This is a genomic window from Sulfurimonas sp. NWX367, from assembly GCF_039667065.1.
GTDB classification, from domain to species: Bacteria; Campylobacterota; Campylobacteria; order Campylobacterales; family Sulfurimonadaceae; genus Sulfurimonas; species Sulfurimonas hydrogeniphila.
The window spans coordinates 242,189-259,332 of the sequence record NZ_JALCZM010000001.1 but is presented as its reverse complement, the minus strand read 5'-3'; the positions used below and the strand labels follow the sequence as shown (position 1 = coordinate 259,332).

The following is a 17,144-nucleotide window of genomic DNA, read 5'->3' as shown; positions in this document are numbered from 1 at the left end:
TCAACCGCCTATTGCCTGTGCAGGATCTGCTGCAATTACTTTTTTTACCCCTATTAAGGAAGCCAGTATGGATGCAATAACAACAACGATAAAAAGTGCTACAGCATCCTGCGTTTCCAATACCACTCTTTTTGGAAATTTTGTATAAATAAGATGTGCAAAAATGTTACCAGTAATAAATGCCAATACTCCCATAATGAGTGTCTCTTGTACAATCATTTTGATAATCATACTGTTTGGTATACCGATAAGCTTCATTATAGCTATCTCTTTCATTTTTTCCAGCGTCATCGTATAGATAATCAGCGCAATAATAATCGTCGACACAATTACCAAGATAACCGTAAACATTCCTATCTGTTTCGACGCCCTTTCAATAAGGTTTTGTGTCAGTATTGTCTTCTCTTGGGCAGCCGTATATACTGCTTTATGTTTCCATTTTCTTATCTGCTGTGCAATAACATCAACATCATAACCATTTTTTTTCGTTGCTATCACAGCATTGACCATGTGTGAATTCACACCGGAAACACCTCTTGCTCTGTCATTTCGTATACGGGCATTGGAATATAAAAACTGTAACTGCTGTGCATCTTTGAGACTGATATACACCAAAGGATCGCCGCCTGAGGAGACGGTTCCGTGTGTTACACCGACCACATGGTAAATATCCCGTCCTAAGCGAATAGTGTCGCCCAGTTTAAAACCTGTTTTGTCAGTGACAACCATTTCATAATGATTTCTGCGAAGTCCTCGTCCGCTTATTAAACGCTTTGGATTAACAGGGTCAATGTCACCAAAAGGATCAAATCCCACTGCAAAGACACGGACAGCGCCGTTTTTTGACGGAAGCTGCAAATTTTGAAATGTCATTCCTTCTGCTTTGTCTATTCCTTCAATAACCTTTACTGTATCTTTGAAGTCTTCATGTATCCGTGAGGATTCGGCAAAAGGACCAAGGGTATTTTCCTGTACTACCCAGAAGTCAACACCCACATCATCCAAAAGTACCTGCGCATCTATAATCATTCCTCTGTAAACACCCATCATAACAAAAACAATGCCAAGCAGCATGCCTACACCTATCGCAGTGACGATAAACTTTCCAAAAGTATGGGCTATCTCTTTTTGTGCTAGATTTATCATTTGTAAATTCTCATACCTTCACTGAACGATTTTTTGGTTTTATCCGGGACCAAGAGTCCAAGAGTCGTATCCAGATTTTTCACAGCTGCTTCTTTGTCTGTTATAGCCGTTATATTTACATGTAAGAAGTGTGCATGTCCCTCTTTCTCTATCCAGACACCGGCCTTTTTATCTTTATAGACAATCAAGTAAGCAGGTATTTTAATCACATTTTTCAGTGTTTGTGTTGTAATGAGTACCTCTGCCTGTTCATTGATATAAAAGGGAGTCGGCACAGCATAAAAACTGACATCAACTTCTCGCTCTTGTGTCACAGCATCACTCTGTGCGACAATGCGGCTTACATACCCTTCAAGCTTCTTATTGCTTTGAGAACGCAATGTCACAACTGCACGCTGTCCTGTTCTGACATCTCCGCTTATCTTTTCATCTATATATGCTTTAATCCATACAGTTTTCGGGTCAACTATTTTCAGTATAGGCTGTGTCGGCAGAACATTTTGTGCAACCTCAGCCTCTTTGGCAATGACATAGCCGTCAACCGGCGCATAAATTTCATAACGTGAGAGCTTTACATGTAAAGCCTCTACAGCCTTTTGTAAACGGACCACTTCTGTTTTTGAAGAATTTATATGCGCCTGTGTTGCCTGTATATTTGCCTCAATGCTGTCCAGGTCCGCCTTGGCTTTGTCATACTCTGATTGGGAGACAAAAGCCTTTTCTTTTAATTTTTTATACCGTTCATAGGTCAGTTTTGCCAAAATTTTCTGTGCAGCCAGGGATTTGAGCTCTTTTTGTGTTGCTTTGAGTTCAGACTTTGCTTTGTATACCGACATTTTTGCCTCTTCAATCAACTGGGGCAGATCTACACTGTCTATGACGGCAAGCAGATCACCCTTTGCAACCCATTTTCCCTCATCTGTATTTATCTGCACAATTTTCCCGCCTGTCTGTGCGGTAATGGCATAAATATTTTTTGCTCCTACTTCTCCTATTCCAAAGACCTCTTTGTTTAAATCACCCCGAGTCGGATGCACGGTTTCAAATGTATGTTTTGGAATAAAAACTTTGTTATAAAATACAATTGCGGCTACCACACCCAAAACAGTAAAAATTATATATTTCATTTTTGTACTCATTTTATTTTTCCTTGTAAATAATCAATTCTGTCTATACTCAGCGTTTTTGAGTAATAGGCCTCAAGCAGTCCGAGTTCTGCCTCTAATACCAGAGAACTCGCATCCAAAACTTCTATATAGGTAGAGAGTCCCTCTTTGTATCTGCCGTCAAGCACTCTTTTTGTCTTTTTTGCCGAATCAAGCTGTGCTTTTTTTGCTGCTATGGTCTCATCATATCTGTGTATATCCAAAACAAGATTGCTTATTTCTTCTTTTAAAGCGAGTATTTTTGAAGCTTTTTGCTCTTTGGCGACCTGCAGTCCTATTTCCGCATTTTGTGTCTGCGCCGTCAGTTTTCCTCCGGCATACAGAGGAATGTTCAGTACAACACCGACAAGATGCGCATCATACAGATTTAAAGAGCTGACACGATTATACGAAGCGACGGCATCAAGCGAACCATAATGGGAGGCTCTTGCAGATTTATGCAACAAAGCATTTTTCTGTATGGTTTCATCATAGATCTTCAATTCGGTATTTCTTTCAAGTATCTCTTGTACAGTATTTTGAGTACTGTCAAACTCTTTTTTTAAAACATCAGCTTCCAAATCGACATTTTTTTCTATTGTCTCTCCCATGTAAAGAGACAAAGAATTTTTTGCTTTTGCATAAAGAGATTTTGCAATGGCCAGATTGTCTTTTGCCGCATATACCGCTGACAAAAAACGGCTTGTATCTGCTTCGGTCTTCAGTCCCTGCTGCAAAAGTGCTTTTGCCTGGGCATAATAGGCCTCTTTTACATGTAAGTCCGCTTCTCGTACAGCAATCGCTTCTTTTTGGACAACCATCAATTCATACAAAGATTTTACTTTTGAAGCAAGCAATGCCTGAAAATCTTTCAAAGAAAGTTTCGAGATATCTTCATCAAGTCTGCTTGCATCTATCTGCAAACTTGTTTTGGAAAAATCCCAAATTTTCTGTTTGACATTTACTCCTATATTCCATCCTGTATCATTAATTGTATTAAACTGTCCGTTGACAGGGAAAATATAGGTCTGTGTCGGGTTGTATTGCGCAGACAGATTCACCTGGGGCAGGTATTCTGCACGTGCAGATGTATACCCTGTATGCGACTGTTTTATTTTCAACGCAAAAGATTTTGCATCAGGATGGTTTTGCAGTGTTTTGTCTATACTTTCTTGTAAAGTAAGTGTTTTTCCCTGCAAAGAGAGTACCAGGAACAATAAATTTATATATGCTAACTTTTTCATACACAAAGTATAGCTTTTTCGTGTTAGCACAATGTTAAGAGCGCTTTTTTATTGAATGATTTTATACTTCCTGTTAAAAAAGTGGCCTCTTACATATCGTCCGTAGATCAGTTCAAAGAGACCGGAAATAATGATAAAGCCCATAAAAATAACAACTGCTCTCGGGTTTGATGTGTATGTATGAAAAAGCAGGGTGCAAAGCGCCAAAAAACTCAATACAGATGATGTCAGCAAAACAAAACGGTTTGCCTTGATCTCTTGAGAGAGCTTAAATGCACTGATATTGACAAGCAAAAATATCAACAAAAACCCTGCACTGCCTATAATGGCAATTTCTGTCAGATCAATGCTGTTTGCCAAAACCAGACTCAAAAGAGTGGTATACAAAACACCTTTAAACGGGACACCCGATTTTTTGCCCTCATCCATTAAAGCTCTTGGCAGCTTGCCGTCTTTTGCTATTATGTATCCGAGTCTTGCATTGCCGTAAATTGTAGCATTGATTGCAGAAAATGTTGACAACAGTGCCGCAAATGCCACCAACGTAAAGCCCATCTGCCCCAAAGAGGGTTTTGCCGCTTCTGCCAGGGCATAATCTTTTGCCTGCATCAAAATATTTTCCGGAACATTCCCTACTGTGATGACCGCAATCAAAATATACAAGGCTATCACGATAATAACAGACGCATAAAAGGCCCGAGGCAGATTCTTATCCGGATTTTTGATATCCTGGGCAGAATTTGCTATAAGCTCGAACCCCTCATACGCAACGAAAATAATCATACCTGCTGTCACAATGGAAAGAGCAGAACCCCAATGCACAGGAGACATACGCTCTGTATCTACATAAAAAGAACCTGCCGCAATGACTAAAACCAGCAAGGCAACTTTAATAACAACGATAACAGTTTCGCTTTTACCGACAAACGAAGCACTGACCAGGTTGATAACTGCCGGGATGATGATAGAAACAACAATAAGCCCGTGATGGAGCCATTGCGACTTGTGTGTAAAAAAAGTCTCTCCATACGAGGCAAAAGCTGTGGCATATAAAGATATTGTCACCAAATAGCTCAGCCACAGCATCAAATTGACACTCCCCGAGAGGATATTGTCGCCAAAGGCTTTGTCTATGAAAGTAACCGTTCCGCCCTCACTTTGATATGTTACAGAAAGTTTCGCATACGAATATGCCGTCAATATTGCTACAACACCGGCTATGGCAAAGGCAACTGCCGTTGCCCCGTGTGCCAAAGAGACCGCTTCTCCCAAAACAGCGAATATACCGCCGCCTACCATACCGCCTATACCGATTGAAATCGCGCCTAAAAGTCCTATACTTCTCATTTATCTCCTTATGAAATCTCTGTCTATTGTTTTTATTATCCTGCTGATATTTTTATCTTTTACAAAACATCTTCTCAAGGTACATGCCAAAAAATCTTTATACTCTTTTGCTTCACGCAGCAGATAAGGATATTGTACCGTTTGCAGTATTTTAGCATTTTTGAGCAAATTTCCTTTTGTACTTTTCACGACGACAACACCCAGCTTCTGCATTAAATACGCCTGTGCCAGTGCCGGTGCATTTGACTCTTCTCTTATAAGCTCTTCTTTGAGTTTTTCCATACTGCTTTGAAACAGTTTTTCATATTGAAAAGAGGCTTTGAGCGATGCCAGTCTGATTATGTTTTGCAGCATCTTTGAGAGCGGTGATGTATAATATTTGTCATTTATCCCGGCCTTTACATGTAAAGCGTCATTTGAGAGATACCATATACCGTTTTTGTAAAACCTGTACTTTGCCTGTGCTGCCAAATACTCGGCAAAATCAAGTTTGGCAGTATCATAATCAACTTCATACCCGCTGATAAGCGCTCCAATCAAAAAACTGTAATCTTCCAGTAAAGCTTTTTGTCTGGGCACAGCTCCCTCTATGGTCTGATGATACAACTCCCCTCGCACAAACATCAGATTTTGCAAAGCTGTTAAGTTTTTGTCTGCCAGTTTTGCATATTTTTTATCAATACGTGAAGACTTGTAAAGTGCTTCTATCATCATAGCGTTCCAGGCCGTGTTTATTTTTGTATCTATAAAAGGGTATTTTTTCTTTTTCCTTACATGGTACAGCATCTCCTTAAAAGATGCAAAACCGGGAGGTCTTTTGTCTGTATCAAAATTTATATGTACGCGGTTGTTGAAGTTTCCCTCTGTGCTAAAGCCAAGAGCATCCTCTATGGCGTCGGCATGAGGATTTTTTTTGAGCGCCCTGTCTATTTCATCTGGGCTGAATGTGAAGTATGCTCCCTCTTTGCCCTGGCTCTCTGCACTGCTTGCACTCCAGTAAAGGTCATGGTGCAAAAAACGTTTTTGTACCATCGCTATCGTCTCTTGCACCACGCTTACATAAAGCTTTTTATGACTTTTTTCATAAGCTCGGACATACAGACCAATAAGCTCCGCCTGCGTATAGAGCATCTTCTCAAAATGCGGAATCTCCCAGTTTACATCCACACTGTATCTGAAAAATCCGCCGCCTACATGGTCATACAAACCCCGCAGTGCCATTGTGTCAAGCATTGCAAAAGAGTATTTTTTCAATGTTTTGTCTGCCGTTATATCCGCTATATCCATCATCAAAGCAAGTTTGGAGGCCTCGGGAAACTTTCTTCCTGTTCCAAAACCGGTATAAATATCATCAAAAGATTTTTTGAGAGAATTTTTCAGTGTAGTCAGGGAAACATTTTTGTCTTCTGTATCTGAGAGTTTTACTCTGCTTGCCACTGCCTTTTGAATCCTGTCTGTTTCTTGTCGGAGCGCTTTTTTGTCGGTATATAATTTTGACAACTTTCGTATTAAATCCGAAAATCCTTCAGAATAAAACTCTTTTTTTGGAGGAATATATCCTGTTATATAAAAAACCTCTCTTTGCGGTGTCATAAAAACACTCAGAGGCCAACCGCCGGTCCGTTTATGCACATGCGCAAAAATATTTTGGTACAAAGCATCAACCTGCGGCATCTCTTCACGATCAACTTTTACAGATATAAAATATTTGTTCAAAAGCTGTGCGATTTTTTTATTTTCAAAGGATTCTCTCGCCATCACATGACACCAGTGACAGGTGGAATAGCCAATAGAGAGAAATATAGGTTTGTCTTCTTTTTGTGCCTGCAAAAATGTTTTTTTCTTCCAGGCATGCCAGTGCACAGGATTGTTCTCATGCTGTTTTAAATAGAGTGATGTTTCGTATTGTAAATCATTTTTTGCGCATAACAGTGAAGCAACACTCAGAAACAAAAGAAATAATATTTTCATATTTTATTGTACAATAATGTTGGAAATAAAATGCTTTTAGCGTGACTTGTGAGAAAAACTAAATTTTTTTTCTGTAACCGGAGTCTTAGTCTTTAAAAACGCACAGCCTGCACTACAGTACGGGTTCCGAAAAGCCTATTCATCGGAATCGGTACTTTAGTGCCGACTGTGTGTCTTTGCTAAATTTGAAATTATTTACAGATATATAATTATATAAACTAAGATAATTTTAATTATAAGCAACTATAATTATAAAAATACTCAAAAAGGTTTTATCATGCAGTTTTTAGATGAAGATATTTATAATGCAGTACAAAATTACCTGCCAAAAGTAAGCGAATATGTCAATTCACACGGCGGCGGTATAGAACTTCTCGGCACAAAAGACGGTGTTGTCTACATCAAACTGACAGGAGCTTGCGGAGGCTGTTCTATGAGTCTGATGACAACAAAAATGGTCGTACAAAAAAAGTTGCGTGAACTGATTCATCCCGAACTGCAGGTTGTCAATGTAGACGGAACTCCTGAAAACGAAATGCCAAAAGATGCCTACACCGGTCCAAAAAAAGAAGAGCCAACAGTTGAAAAACACGGCTTTTTGGATAATGTAAAACATATGGTAGGTCTCTAAAATGGTGGTGGATTATGCAGACAAAGCACTTACACAACGCTATCAACTTATGGCGCAGACCATCATCCCAAGGCCAATTGCCTGGATTTGTACGCAAGATGCAAAAGGCACTCTTAACATTGCTCCTTTTAGCTATTTCATGGGGCTCAGCTCTGAACCTCCTACAATGATAGTCAGTATAGGGCATAAAAATGACGGCAGCCAAAAAGACACGCTTAAAAATCTGCGTGAACACAAAAAATGCACAATATGCATGGTAGATGAGGCACATTTACAACAGATGCATTTTAGCTCCAAAGAACTTGATAACACGCAAAGCGAAGCAGAAATTTTTGGCATTGAGACAAAAAGCATAATCCAAGACTTCCCTCCAATAGTGACTGGCATACCGAGTGCCTTTTTTTGTGAACTCTACCAGGAGATAGACCTCAAAGGCTCAAAAACCATCCCGCTTGTCGTAGAGATAAAGTCCCAGTATATTGATGATGAAATCATTACAGACAAAGAGAAACTCACGCTTGATTATGAACCGCTCGCCCGTGTCGGCAAAAGCTACGCCCTGCTCGGCAAAAGAATCAATCCTCCAAAAATACCATAAATGCATGACTATATTCTCTTTGGTTCTATCACCCTTATACTCTCTACAGTCTTTTCTATGGGAGGAGCGGGTTCGGGTATAGCGCTTATTCCGATTTTACATTTTTTAGGACTTGATTTTACTGTGGCTAAAGCGGTCGGACTTTTTGCAGGAGCATCTACCACTGTGACAGCAAGCATTATGAATATCAAACGCAAAGCTGTTGAGTATACCTTTGTCTTGCCTATTGCTGTGACAATGCTCCTTTTTGCACCTCTTGGCGCATATTCCAGCAGTTTTATCAATGAAAACATAGTCAAATTTTTCTTTATGCTCTTGCTTTTTTACTCTGCAAGCATGATGATGTTTGGCAAGAAAAAAGCTCTTTTTTCCGCCCACTCAAAACTCATACTTTTGCTTGTCGGTGCTGTGATTGGGTTTATTGCCGGACTTTTAGGTGTAGGCGGAGGCAATATCCTCATTCCGCTTTTAACTCTTCTTGGATTTGCTCCCAAAAAAGTAGCCGTTGCGGTAAGTTTTGTAGTGCCTTTTTCGGCACTCGGTTCCTTTTTTACCTATGCCAGTTATGTACCTTTGGACTGGATTCTTTTGACGGTGGTTGCTCTGTGTGCCGTCATCGGTGGCTACATTGGAAACTATCTTATGCACTTTAAACTCGAGCAGTCTCACATTAAAAAAATTATGGCAGGACTTTTGTATCTCCTGGCATTTAAAATGCTTTGGTATTTTACAGTAATCCTATAAATAATGACAATAAACATCTCTGCTTTCACTTTTGTCAGCCCTCTTCCTTAACATTCCCCTAACACAAACGTTTTATACTAACAGTAAAATTTTACATACGGAGTTTATATTATGAAAAGATTACTTATACCGACACTGTTCCTAACAGGAAGTCTTTTTGCACAAAGTGCGCAGGAGATTATTCAAGACAATGGCTGTCTCTCTTGTCACGCAGTTGCAAGCAAAAAAGCGGCTCCCGCATTTGCAGGAATAGGAATGCGAAACAAACGTTTTGAAGGCGAAAATGCGAAAGAAGTGATTATGGCAAGTATCAAAAACGGCTCTCAAGGGAAATATCCAAGATTTTCTGATACTGCTATGCCCTCGTTTGCAAATCTGACACAAGAGCAGTTAAGTACCGTAGCTGATTACATCTTGGCACAATCTTCTCAAGCAAAAGGGATGATGGGCAAAGGTGGCGGTATGGGTCGCGGACAAGGGATGGGAATGGGAGGTGGTATGTAATGCAATATCCTCAATTTTTTGATACTATTGACAAAATAGTTTTGTATGATGACTTGAGCCGGTTTTTAGGTGTAAATGACGGCATACTTGATTTTTCCTACGCCGACATTGTCAAAAGTGCAGGACATAGTTGTGCAACTGTTGCAGGGGCTTATCTCATGGCACTTAAGGGCTTAAAATCACTCTATGGCGCTGAGTTGCCACAAAGAGGCTACATAAAAGTAGAACTTGCAAAAGAGCCGACTGTTGAAAATACCGGTGCTGTCGGATGCGTACTTTCAAACATTACAGGAGCAACCACAGACTATGGTTTTGGTGGCATTCCAACAGGAAAATACAATCGAAGAAACACACTTTTTTATGGTGTAGCGATGGATGCTGATGTCTGTTTTACCCGACTAGACACAAATGAAAAAGTATATGTAACCTACACACCTCAAAAAGTTGTCAATCCTATGGCAATACTCAAAAGTGCTATAATGCCTAATGCAAAAGAAGAAGATATAAAAAGCTTTCCTCAGCGTTTTCAAGAGATGGTGAAAACTGTTTTTGAACATAAAGACGAAGTGATTACAATTACAAAAAAGGATATCTAATGTTTACAAAATCAAAATATATACTCAGCGCTGCACTTTTAGGCTTACTTGTCAGTTTTGCACCTGCTTCTCAACTTGAAGCGGCTCCTGTGAAAAAAGCCAGCAAACCGTTCTTGGTTCAAAACCCTGGTTTACCGCATTTAACAATGTTGGTCAAAAAAATGTGGAATTCAGAAAAGCTTGCCTTAACCAAAAAACAAAAAAAAGAACTTTTACAGGTACGCAAAGAAACCTTGCGCAGTGTTATGAATCTTAAACAGAAGATTATGCCATTAGAGCAAACAATTGTCCAACTTTCACAACAAGGGGCTTCACCGCAAAAAATGAAAAAACTTGTTGATGAAGTAGCCAGATACAAAGCTCAGGCAACAATGACACATCTTAAGTGCATCTATGAGACAAAAAAGATTTTAACCCCCAAACAGTTAAAAACTCTTTTGCATAAATAGTATAGAGATATCACAAATGAAAAAAATCTTATTAATCGGATTTGGATTATTTATTGCAATACAATTTATACCGTACGGAAGAGATCACACAAATCCGCCTGTAGTTGCTCAAGTGCAATGGGACACTCAAGAGACACAGGATCTTTTTCAAAGAGCCTGTGCAGATTGTCATTCCAATGAAACAAAATGGCCTTGGTACAGTAATATAGCACCGCTTTCATGGAGTATCTATCACCATGTTGATGAAGGTCGTGAACATTTCAATGTTTCCATGTGGGGTGTTCAGAAAAAGAACAAAGGTGATGAAGCAGCCGAAGAAGTTGAAGAGGGAGAAATGCCTTTAGCATCTTATCTAATAGCACATCCAGAGGCAAGACTTACAAAAGAGGAAAAACAAGCACTTATTGCAGGGCTTAAAAACACTTTTGGAAATGAAAAAGATGAAGATGAAGAGTAATTGCCCTCTTAACATTACGCTAACAAACGTATGATAAAGTTATCAGCATGGATAGTGTAGATGCTTCTGCTATGGACTTGCAACAATATACACAAAGTAAGTATTCATATGATTGTTGATGGTTATACAGGTGGATAATTTAAAAAAAGAGTTGGAAAGATTTACGAAAGAAACTGAAAGTAGTTTCTTTCGTTAGATAAGAAAACTATTTTTTCTTTTTTTGAGCTTTTTTCTTTGCTTTGGATTTAGCTTTCTTTTTATCAGCTTTTTTCTTGCTCTTTTTCTTTGTATCTTTTTTCACAGCTTTCTTTTTTTGAGCTTTTTTCTTTGCCTTTTTCTTTTCAGCTTTTTTTGCCAACTTTTTCTCTAACTCTTTTTTTGTATCTTTTGCCATTGTTTGACCCTTTATGCAGTTTTTCATTACTATTAGTAATAAATTATAGCTATTATATATGATTTCAGACTACATGTCAATAAAATATAGAGTTAAGCTATAAAAGACTATACTTCCACATGACATTTATAGAATTTAAAAAACTACTTTTAGATGCGGAGATCAGCCTTCCAAAATTTTCAAAGCTTATAAAAGTCAGTGAAAAAAATATACAGGCATATAAAAAAAAAGGTGAAGTGCCTAATGCAATAGCAGTAGTAGCGCAATGTTTTGCAACAATGCATCAGAACCGTATAGATTACAAAGAACTTATCACGGCTCTTGAGCTTAAAGCAAAAACAAAAAAAGGTGCAGGGTTTGCAAAAACAAAAAAATTAGATTTATCTACTCACTCTTCGGACTAAAATAAAAACCATTCTGTGGTAATTGACCACCAATAGTTTTAGGATTGTTGTTTTTCAAAATTTCAAAGAAAAATTCCAAGTCTTTTTGTGCATCTTTTGCATTAACATCATTCAATTGAACATAGTCCAGACTGTCTGCTACAGCTTCAGGCACCAGCATTGGAATATATTTATGAACCAACTCTCCAGCTTCTTTTGGATGTGTTTTATACCATTGAAGCGCTTTTGCATACTCCTCATTGAAACGTTTGATGAGATATGGATCTTTTTTGCCAATAACCGCCATGCCGGCCTGTGGAATTTTGGCTTCAATATGAAAAACTTTTCCCCACTCTTTTTGTAAATCTGCACTTCTGTAAAGGTCAGGCGCTATAAGTTTCAACGGAAAAGAGTTTGTTTTTCTCAGTGCCATAGAGATGGCAGGTTCAGCCAAGAGTGCATGATCGACTCTGCGCATTACAAGCATCTGCATAGCATCTATCGGTGAGTTTACATAGCGAAGTGTAAAGTCTTTTTTCGGATCAAGCCCTTCTCTTTTTACAATCTCTTCAAAGACAATGTCAGGCATATCGGCACGAAAAGGCATTGCTATTTCACACCCTTTGAAATCTGCAAGAGTCTTTTTGGTTTTATCTCTTGTTATCATTCCCAAAATACCCCACACAGAGACATTGAGCAGTTTTATATCTACACCTTTGTTATAAAGATTTGCTGCTACATTGGTAGGAATTGCTATAAAGTCAGCACTGCCGCGAAGTGTGAGAGCACGCAGTTCATCGGGCGATTTCCACATAATAAATTTGACATTTGTTGCCACATCGTTTAATGCACCTGTTTCAATCATCCTTAAAAGCGGGTGGCTTACAGATGCCATAGGACCGCTTAAAACCAAAGTATCTACTTTTTTTATCCCGTTTGCCTGTAGAAAAAGTACGAGAGAAACTGTCAGTAATATTTTTTTAATCATAATAAAATCTCCTTAACTGGTTTATAGATTTTATCAAAAAAGACTTTAACCACAACTGAATTTGATAATTACTTTCATTATACTTACTTTAAGCTTAATTATCATACACTTTAATATTAATTATCATTTAAAGGAGTCTTGTTTGAAATTCTTACTTAAAATACTGAAAGATTTTCCGGCTTACTTATGGAGCGGATGGGGAGCTGTTGCTTCCATTCTGCTCTTTATAGCTTTGTGGGATGTTGGCAATCAGGTATATGGCAACTTAGTGTTGCCATCACCTCTTGAAACATTTAAGACACTTTATACCATGTTGCATGACAAAGAGGTATGGGAGCAGATTGACATTACCCTCTACCGCGCTTCTGTTGGCTTTGGGCTCTCTTTGTTGTTTGGCTCTGTCTTGGGACTCATCGCCGGCTTCTTTGCAACGGCGTCTATGATGAGTCGTCCGGTTGTCACCATCCTTGTAGGCATGCCTCCAATTGCCTGGATAGTTTTGGCGATGATTTGGTTTGGAATGGGAGATGAAACAGTTATTTTTACCATCATAGTTGCTTCTTTTCCCATTATATTTGTAGGTGCCCTGCAAGGTACAAGAACACTTGACGGTACTTTAAAAGAGATGGCTGAGAGTTTTCATCTGCCATGGCACATGAAGTTTACAGATGTCTATTTTCCTCATATTTTTTCCTACATTTTTCCTGCCTGGGTAAGCGGACTTGGTATGGCCTGGAAGATTGTCATCATGGCGGAACTTTTAGCTACAAGCGATGGGCTTGGTGCTTCCTTGGCAGTGGCCAGAAGCCAGTTGGACACTCCAACGGCATTGGCGCTTGTAACCATAATGATAGGTTCGCTGATGTTTATAGAGTATATCATTTTAGAACCGATAAAAAGAGAGGTAGAGTTATGGAGAAGCTAGAAGTAAAACACTTAACACATCATTTCGGGTTTACAGAGATTTTAAGAGATATAAATTTTACACTCAATAAAGGGGAGATACTCTCAATAGTAGGGCCAAGCGGAGGTGGAAAAACTACACTTCTGCATTTATGCTCCGGACTTTTGGATGTGCAAGAGGGAGAAGTGACAAACACCTTTAAAAGTTCCTCTTTTGCCTTTCAGGAAGGAAGACTGCTTCCTTGGAAAAATGTACTTGACAATATTGCCATTGGACTCCTTGCCCGTGGTGAGAAAAAAAGTACCGCAATAGAAAAATCCAGGGCAATTGCACTGAAATTTGGACTCGAAGAAGAAGATTTTGAAAAATTTCCAAAAGATTTAAGCGGCGGAATGAAACAACGCGTCAGTTTTGCCCGTGCTTTGGTTGTCAAACCCTCTCTTCTGTTTTTGGATGAGCCCTTTTCAGCATTGGATATAGGTCTGAAAAAAGAGTTGCAAACACATCTTATAGAAATAAGTCAAAAAGAAAATATCTCTATACTTTTTATAACGCATGATATGATGGAAGCTATTCGTCTGAGTGATGAGATACTTTTACTCAAAGCCGATCCTGGACATATAGTCAAAAAATTCAGCTTTGAACTTCCTCAAGATAAAAGAGATGATGCCTTTGTATATGAGCAGAGTGTAAAAATACTGCAAGACAAAGATATCATAGAAACATTTGAACTAAATTCTTTGGAGTTAAAATAATGCAACATAAAGAAGAAAAACTTCATGCGACGAACCACTACCTCTATTATCCTGATGAAGAGAATATTCCGTCCTATTTAGCCTATGGATTTCGCCCTGTCTTTTTACTTTTGGCTCCCTATTTTATACTTTCGATGATATTGTGGGGGTTGGTTTGGAGTGGGTATTTGAGTATCCCGTTTATGGACAATGTTCTTGTTTGGCATGTCTACGAGATGCTTTTTGGAGTACTTACTGCCGGAGTCATGGCGTTTTTAACAACCGGTTTGCCGGAACTTTTCCCCGGAATGGTACCTTTTGTCGGCAAACGACTCAAATATATTATGCTTTTATGGATAGCCGGTCGCGTGAGCTTTTGGTTTATAGATGTTACAGGCGTCTATCTTGCTGGATTTTTAAATCTTGCCATGCTTGCCTGGCTTATCTGGTTTGCAAAAGATGTTGTTTTAGATAAGCTCCAACGACATGCCTCTTTGGGCTACATTTTACTTGTTATTTTTGGTCTTGAGAGTTGGTTTTTTCTAACAATGGCAGAATTAGTGCAAAGTGACCCGATGAAAATTTTAAAGCTTTCCCTTGGTGCGATTGTTGTACTTGTTTTACTTGCAATGCGTCGTGTAAACATGGAAGCAGTCAATGAACTGATGGAAGACAAAGCAATTGATGATATTTATATATCACGACCGCCACTTACAAACTTGGCTATATTTTGTGTCACGCTCTTTAGTATTGTTGAATTTTTATACCCTGCAAACTCTGCACTTGGATGGATAGGATTGGCTGCCGGTGCTGCTGTTTTGGCGATTACGAGTGATTATCATCTCAAAGAGAAGTTTATACTCAATCAACCTTATGTTATTTATCTGTTTTTGATTTTTCTTATGCTTGCTTTAGGATATGCTTTTATGGGATGGAGTATTTTGTTTAATGACGGAGTCGGTATCTCGAGTTTTAGGCATTTTATAACAGCCGGTGGGCTTGGACTTGCCTATTTAATGGTCATGATAACCATAGGATGGATTCACACGGGAAGGCATTTGACTTCAAACATTTATACCCATTTAATGGTATTTTTCATCATTATTGCTACATTGATGCGTTCACTTATACCTTTTTACGAAGCAGACGCAATGCAACTCTATTTATGGTCTGCTCTTCTTTGGAGTGTTCCGTTTATGCTTTATATCAAAGTATTTTTCGGTTTTTTGCTCAATCCAAGAGCCGATGGAATCAAAGGCTAAAAGGATTTGACGGTTTTATGTCAAGTCCGTAACCTATGTCATCGGCGGAGTTAAATTCAGCAGTTTTTTGTATTGTTCTTTTTATTTTTTTTCTTACTTTTTATCTGTTTTTATGTTTAAGGCTTTTTTATGTATCAAAGCATCTGCTGTTTTTTTTCTTGCCGACTCTACAAGTCGTGAAGTTGGTAGAGTCCCTCATAATCAGACAAACGAATAGCCTCCATTTCATCTTCGCAGAGTTCAATATATTCCAAATCAATACCACAAATACCACAAGGCTTAAAACAAACATCACTGTGATCTGCCCCGATATTTCGTAGTTTTCTTCTTCCAACCATTCTTCTGCCTTAGATAGCACCGCTTAAAAAGTTTTTTACAACCTCATCAGCAGTTGTACCATGTTTTTGTCTGATTTTTTTTACCTTTAAACCTATGGATTCTAAAGCTTCTTTCATATTTTCACCAACAGCCTGTACTAAAATAATGTCACAATCTTTTAAAGCCTCTACATCTTTTCTATGAGAATTTGTATGCTCCTCATGTTCCATTTCTGAATGCTTATGTTCTTCATTGTGTCTGTGCGCATGATGTCCACCGTCGTGATGCTTATTTGGTACCAAATCAACCATTTTGTCATCATCATATATTGCAAAATAAGCACTTTGCCCTGTTCTTTTTACTATGGTTTGTTTGTCTTCATCTACTGCTAAAACTATTTTCATCAATATTCCTTATAATTATTATAATGTTATATTGGAATCATATAGAACATATGTGCATAATGTCAAGTCTCCTTAGCAATCCACTTACTTAATGTTTCAATATCATCATTGCTTATCTTTTCACCAAATGCCGGCATTATCGCATTTCTGTAACCTTTCCACTTTTTAGCAGAACCGTTTTTAATGCTTTGTGCTATCTGCGTAATATTTTCCTTGTATCTTTTAGCAATTTTATTAAAAGATGGTCCCACTAAATCTTTGTTTATTTTATGACAAGACAGACAGTTATGTTTTAAAGCAATTCTTTTTCCTTTTGGCATTGCATTCAACCTGTTTTGCAAATCTTGTGCTGCTGTCAAATTTTTTATTGTAAAATGTTCAAACATATATTCAGCAATCGCTTCAAGTTCATCTTGCGTAACTTTACCTTTTTGTGAAGGCATTACTCCATAAGTTTTTAAGCTCTCTTTATCACAAAAAGATTTTGAAGCACTTGGATTCACAACATAGTCTTTTACAAATTCTACAGCTTTTGGAATCTTGTCACTCTCACTGCTTGCTTTTATAAAATCTTTTATATGAAATGCAACCGCCATCATCGGCGGTGCTTTTTCATCCTGAAAAGTTTTTGGAGGCAGGTCAGTATTGTGACACTTGCTACATTTTTGCTCTAAAAGTTGTTTACCGTTAAGATTTGAATGAGATTTTGGCTCACATGCAGTAAAAAACAGTATACTAATTAGATATATATATCTATACATTAATTATCCTTATGATTTTCATAAGTATTATATATCATTTTTGTAAATATTAGAAGCATCTTCTGTTGCAGAACAGACCATATTTCAATAAATGTGATATAAATGTGATATATGAAAATGAAATATATGTTATAATTTAAACTTAAAATTATTATAACTATGAA

At 38.1% G+C, this 17,144-nt stretch carries 21 protein-coding genes; 11 read left to right on the top strand and 10 right to left on the bottom strand.

Annotation, left to right across the window (positions count from 1 at the left end; translation table 11 throughout):
• Genes MNY28_RS01290 through MNY28_RS01270 form a run of 5 tightly spaced genes read right to left on the bottom strand, consistent with a single transcriptional unit; the run spans position 1 to position 6,853 of the window.
• Positions 1-1,146, bottom strand: a complete 1,146-nt coding sequence (locus tag MNY28_RS01290; protein ID WP_346388665.1) for an ABC transporter permease — start codon at positions 1,144-1,146, stop codon at positions 1-3.
• The gene (locus tag MNY28_RS01285) at positions 1,143-2,285 is read right to left on the bottom strand and encodes an efflux RND transporter periplasmic adaptor subunit (RefSeq protein ID WP_346388664.1); all 1,143 of its coding nucleotides are present in this window, start codon (positions 2,283-2,285) and stop codon (positions 1,143-1,145) included. Before MNY28_RS01285 ends, MNY28_RS01290 begins: the two co-directional genes overlap by 4 nt.
• Positions 2,282-3,535, bottom strand: coding sequence for a TolC family protein (locus MNY28_RS01280; protein ID WP_346388663.1), 1,254 nt, complete (start codon positions 3,533-3,535; stop codon positions 2,282-2,284). The genes MNY28_RS01285 and MNY28_RS01280 overlap by 4 nt, the downstream gene beginning before the upstream one ends.
• Before the next feature lie 48 nt (positions 3,536-3,583).
• On the bottom strand, positions 3,584-4,882 hold the full coding sequence (locus MNY28_RS01275) for an APC family permease (RefSeq protein WP_346388662.1): 1,299 nt from the start codon (positions 4,880-4,882) through the stop codon (positions 3,584-3,586).
• Complete coding sequence (locus tag MNY28_RS01270) at positions 4,883-6,853, bottom strand: DUF255 domain-containing protein (RefSeq protein ID WP_346388661.1); 1,971 nt, start codon at positions 6,851-6,853, stop codon at positions 4,883-4,885.
• 277 nt (positions 6,854-7,130) lie between these two features.
• Between MNY28_RS01270 and MNY28_RS01265 the strand changes: the two genes are divergently transcribed.
• From MNY28_RS01265 to MNY28_RS01235, 7 genes are all read left to right on the top strand, one after another.
• A complete protein-coding gene (locus MNY28_RS01265) occupies positions 7,131-7,484 on the top strand; it encodes a NifU family protein (protein ID WP_151900518.1) in 354 nt (117 codons plus the stop codon).
• A gap of 1 nt (position 7,485) precedes the next feature.
• Entirely contained in the window at positions 7,486-8,082 is a 597-nt protein-coding gene (locus MNY28_RS01260; protein WP_346388660.1) for a flavin reductase family protein, read from the top strand.
• Positions 8,083-8,826: a sulfite exporter TauE/SafE family protein gene (locus tag MNY28_RS01255; protein ID WP_151900520.1), complete on the top strand. Its 744-nt coding sequence runs from the start codon at positions 8,083-8,085 to the stop codon at positions 8,824-8,826.
• Between the two features lie 111 nt (positions 8,827-8,937).
• A complete protein-coding gene (locus tag MNY28_RS01250; protein WP_151900521.1) occupies positions 8,938-9,330 on the top strand; it encodes a c-type cytochrome in 393 nt (130 codons plus the stop codon).
• On the top strand, positions 9,330-9,926 hold the full coding sequence (locus MNY28_RS01245) for a hypothetical protein (RefSeq protein WP_346388659.1): 597 nt from the start codon (positions 9,330-9,332) through the stop codon (positions 9,924-9,926). The genes MNY28_RS01250 and MNY28_RS01245 overlap by 1 nt, the downstream gene beginning before the upstream one ends.
• Positions 9,926-10,375, top strand: a complete 450-nt coding sequence (locus MNY28_RS01240) for a hypothetical protein (protein WP_346388658.1) — start codon at positions 9,926-9,928, stop codon at positions 10,373-10,375. The genes MNY28_RS01245 and MNY28_RS01240 overlap by 1 nt, the downstream gene beginning before the upstream one ends.
• Before the next feature lie 16 nt (positions 10,376-10,391).
• On the top strand, positions 10,392-10,832 hold the full coding sequence (locus tag MNY28_RS01235) for a heme-binding domain-containing protein (RefSeq protein ID WP_346388657.1): 441 nt from the start codon (positions 10,392-10,394) through the stop codon (positions 10,830-10,832).
• 205 nt (positions 10,833-11,037) lie between these two features.
• Here the strand turns inward: MNY28_RS01235 and MNY28_RS01230 are convergent, their stop codons facing one another.
• Positions 11,038-11,190 carry a hypothetical protein gene (locus MNY28_RS01230; RefSeq protein ID WP_346388656.1) on the bottom strand — a complete coding sequence of 51 codons (153 nt, stop codon included), beginning with the start codon at positions 11,188-11,190 and terminating at the stop codon, positions 11,038-11,040.
• A 155-nt stretch (positions 11,191-11,345) separates the two neighbouring features.
• On the opposite strand from MNY28_RS01230, the gene MNY28_RS01225 reads away from it, so the two are divergent.
• Positions 11,346-11,630, top strand: a complete 285-nt coding sequence (locus MNY28_RS01225) for a hypothetical protein (protein ID WP_346388655.1) — start codon at positions 11,346-11,348, stop codon at positions 11,628-11,630.
• Here MNY28_RS01225 and MNY28_RS01220 read toward each other — a convergent pair.
• Positions 11,611-12,597, bottom strand: a complete 987-nt coding sequence (locus MNY28_RS01220; protein ID WP_346388654.1) for an ABC transporter substrate-binding protein — start codon at positions 12,595-12,597, stop codon at positions 11,611-11,613. The two genes, MNY28_RS01225 and MNY28_RS01220, sit on opposite strands and share 20 nt — an antisense overlap.
• A gap of 142 nt (positions 12,598-12,739) precedes the next feature.
• On the opposite strand from MNY28_RS01220, the gene MNY28_RS01215 reads away from it, so the two are divergent.
• Genes MNY28_RS01215 through MNY28_RS01205 form a run of 3 tightly spaced genes read left to right on the top strand, consistent with a single transcriptional unit; the run spans position 12,740 to position 15,497 of the window.
• Positions 12,740-13,522 (top strand): ABC transporter permease, encoded by a 783-nt coding sequence (locus MNY28_RS01215; RefSeq protein ID WP_151900529.1) that lies wholly within the window; start codon positions 12,740-12,742, stop codon positions 13,520-13,522.
• Positions 13,510-14,256, top strand: a complete 747-nt coding sequence (locus MNY28_RS01210) for an ATP-binding cassette domain-containing protein (RefSeq protein ID WP_346388653.1) — start codon at positions 13,510-13,512, stop codon at positions 14,254-14,256. Before MNY28_RS01215 ends, MNY28_RS01210 begins: the two co-directional genes overlap by 13 nt.
• Positions 14,256-15,497 (top strand): NnrS family protein, encoded by a 1,242-nt coding sequence (locus tag MNY28_RS01205; protein ID WP_346388652.1) that lies wholly within the window; start codon positions 14,256-14,258, stop codon positions 15,495-15,497. Before MNY28_RS01210 ends, MNY28_RS01205 begins: the two co-directional genes overlap by 1 nt.
• Before the next feature lie 167 nt (positions 15,498-15,664).
• On the opposite strand, the gene MNY28_RS01200 is transcribed toward MNY28_RS01205, so the two are convergent.
• From MNY28_RS01200 to MNY28_RS01190, 3 genes are all read right to left on the bottom strand, one after another.
• Positions 15,665-15,835, bottom strand: a complete 171-nt coding sequence (locus MNY28_RS01200; RefSeq protein ID WP_346388651.1) for a hypothetical protein — start codon at positions 15,833-15,835, stop codon at positions 15,665-15,667.
• A 9-nt stretch (positions 15,836-15,844) separates the two neighbouring features.
• A complete protein-coding gene (locus tag MNY28_RS01195) occupies positions 15,845-16,219 on the bottom strand; it encodes a NifB/NifX family molybdenum-iron cluster-binding protein (RefSeq protein WP_346388650.1) in 375 nt (124 codons plus the stop codon).
• Between the two features lie 62 nt (positions 16,220-16,281).
• Positions 16,282-16,980: a c-type cytochrome gene (locus MNY28_RS01190; protein ID WP_346388649.1), complete on the bottom strand. Its 699-nt coding sequence runs from the start codon at positions 16,978-16,980 to the stop codon at positions 16,282-16,284.
• Positions 16,981-17,144 lie beyond the last annotated feature (164 nt).

Coding starts and splice junctions, on each gene's coding strand:
- MNY28_RS01290 (WP_346388665.1), bottom strand. CDS start 1,146: ATGATAAATCTAGCACAAAAAGAGATAGCCCATACTTTTGGAAAGTTT.
- MNY28_RS01285 (WP_346388664.1), bottom strand. CDS start 2,285: ATGAGTACAAAAATGAAATATATAATTTTTACTGTTTTGGGTGTGGTA.
- MNY28_RS01280 (WP_346388663.1), bottom strand. CDS start 3,535: ATGAAAAAGTTAGCATATATAAATTTATTGTTCCTGGTACTCTCTTTG.
- MNY28_RS01275 (WP_346388662.1), bottom strand. CDS start 4,882: ATGAGAAGTATAGGACTTTTAGGCGCGATTTCAATCGGTATAGGCGGT.
- MNY28_RS01270 (WP_346388661.1), bottom strand. CDS start 6,853: ATGAAAATATTATTTCTTTTGTTTCTGAGTGTTGCTTCACTGTTATGC.
- MNY28_RS01265 (WP_151900518.1), top strand. CDS start 7,131: ATGCAGTTTTTAGATGAAGATATTTATAATGCAGTACAAAATTACCTG.
- MNY28_RS01260 (WP_346388660.1), top strand. CDS start 7,486: ATGGTGGTGGATTATGCAGACAAAGCACTTACACAACGCTATCAACTT.
- MNY28_RS01255 (WP_151900520.1), top strand. CDS start 8,083: ATGCATGACTATATTCTCTTTGGTTCTATCACCCTTATACTCTCTACA.
- MNY28_RS01250 (WP_151900521.1), top strand. CDS start 8,938: ATGAAAAGATTACTTATACCGACACTGTTCCTAACAGGAAGTCTTTTT.
- MNY28_RS01245 (WP_346388659.1), top strand. CDS start 9,330: ATGCAATATCCTCAATTTTTTGATACTATTGACAAAATAGTTTTGTAT.
- MNY28_RS01240 (WP_346388658.1), top strand. CDS start 9,926: ATGTTTACAAAATCAAAATATATACTCAGCGCTGCACTTTTAGGCTTA.
- MNY28_RS01235 (WP_346388657.1), top strand. CDS start 10,392: ATGAAAAAAATCTTATTAATCGGATTTGGATTATTTATTGCAATACAA.
- MNY28_RS01225 (WP_346388655.1), top strand. CDS start 11,346: ATGACATTTATAGAATTTAAAAAACTACTTTTAGATGCGGAGATCAGC.
- MNY28_RS01220 (WP_346388654.1), bottom strand. CDS start 12,597: ATGATTAAAAAAATATTACTGACAGTTTCTCTCGTACTTTTTCTACAG.
- MNY28_RS01210 (WP_346388653.1), top strand. CDS start 13,510: ATGGAGAAGCTAGAAGTAAAACACTTAACACATCATTTCGGGTTTACA.
- MNY28_RS01205 (WP_346388652.1), top strand. CDS start 14,256: ATGCAACATAAAGAAGAAAAACTTCATGCGACGAACCACTACCTCTAT.
- MNY28_RS01200 (WP_346388651.1), bottom strand. CDS start 15,835: ATGGTTGGAAGAAGAAAACTACGAAATATCGGGGCAGATCACAGTGAT.
- MNY28_RS01195 (WP_346388650.1), bottom strand. CDS start 16,219: ATGAAAATAGTTTTAGCAGTAGATGAAGACAAACAAACCATAGTAAAA.
- MNY28_RS01190 (WP_346388649.1), bottom strand. CDS start 16,980: ATGTATAGATATATATATCTAATTAGTATACTGTTTTTTACTGCATGT.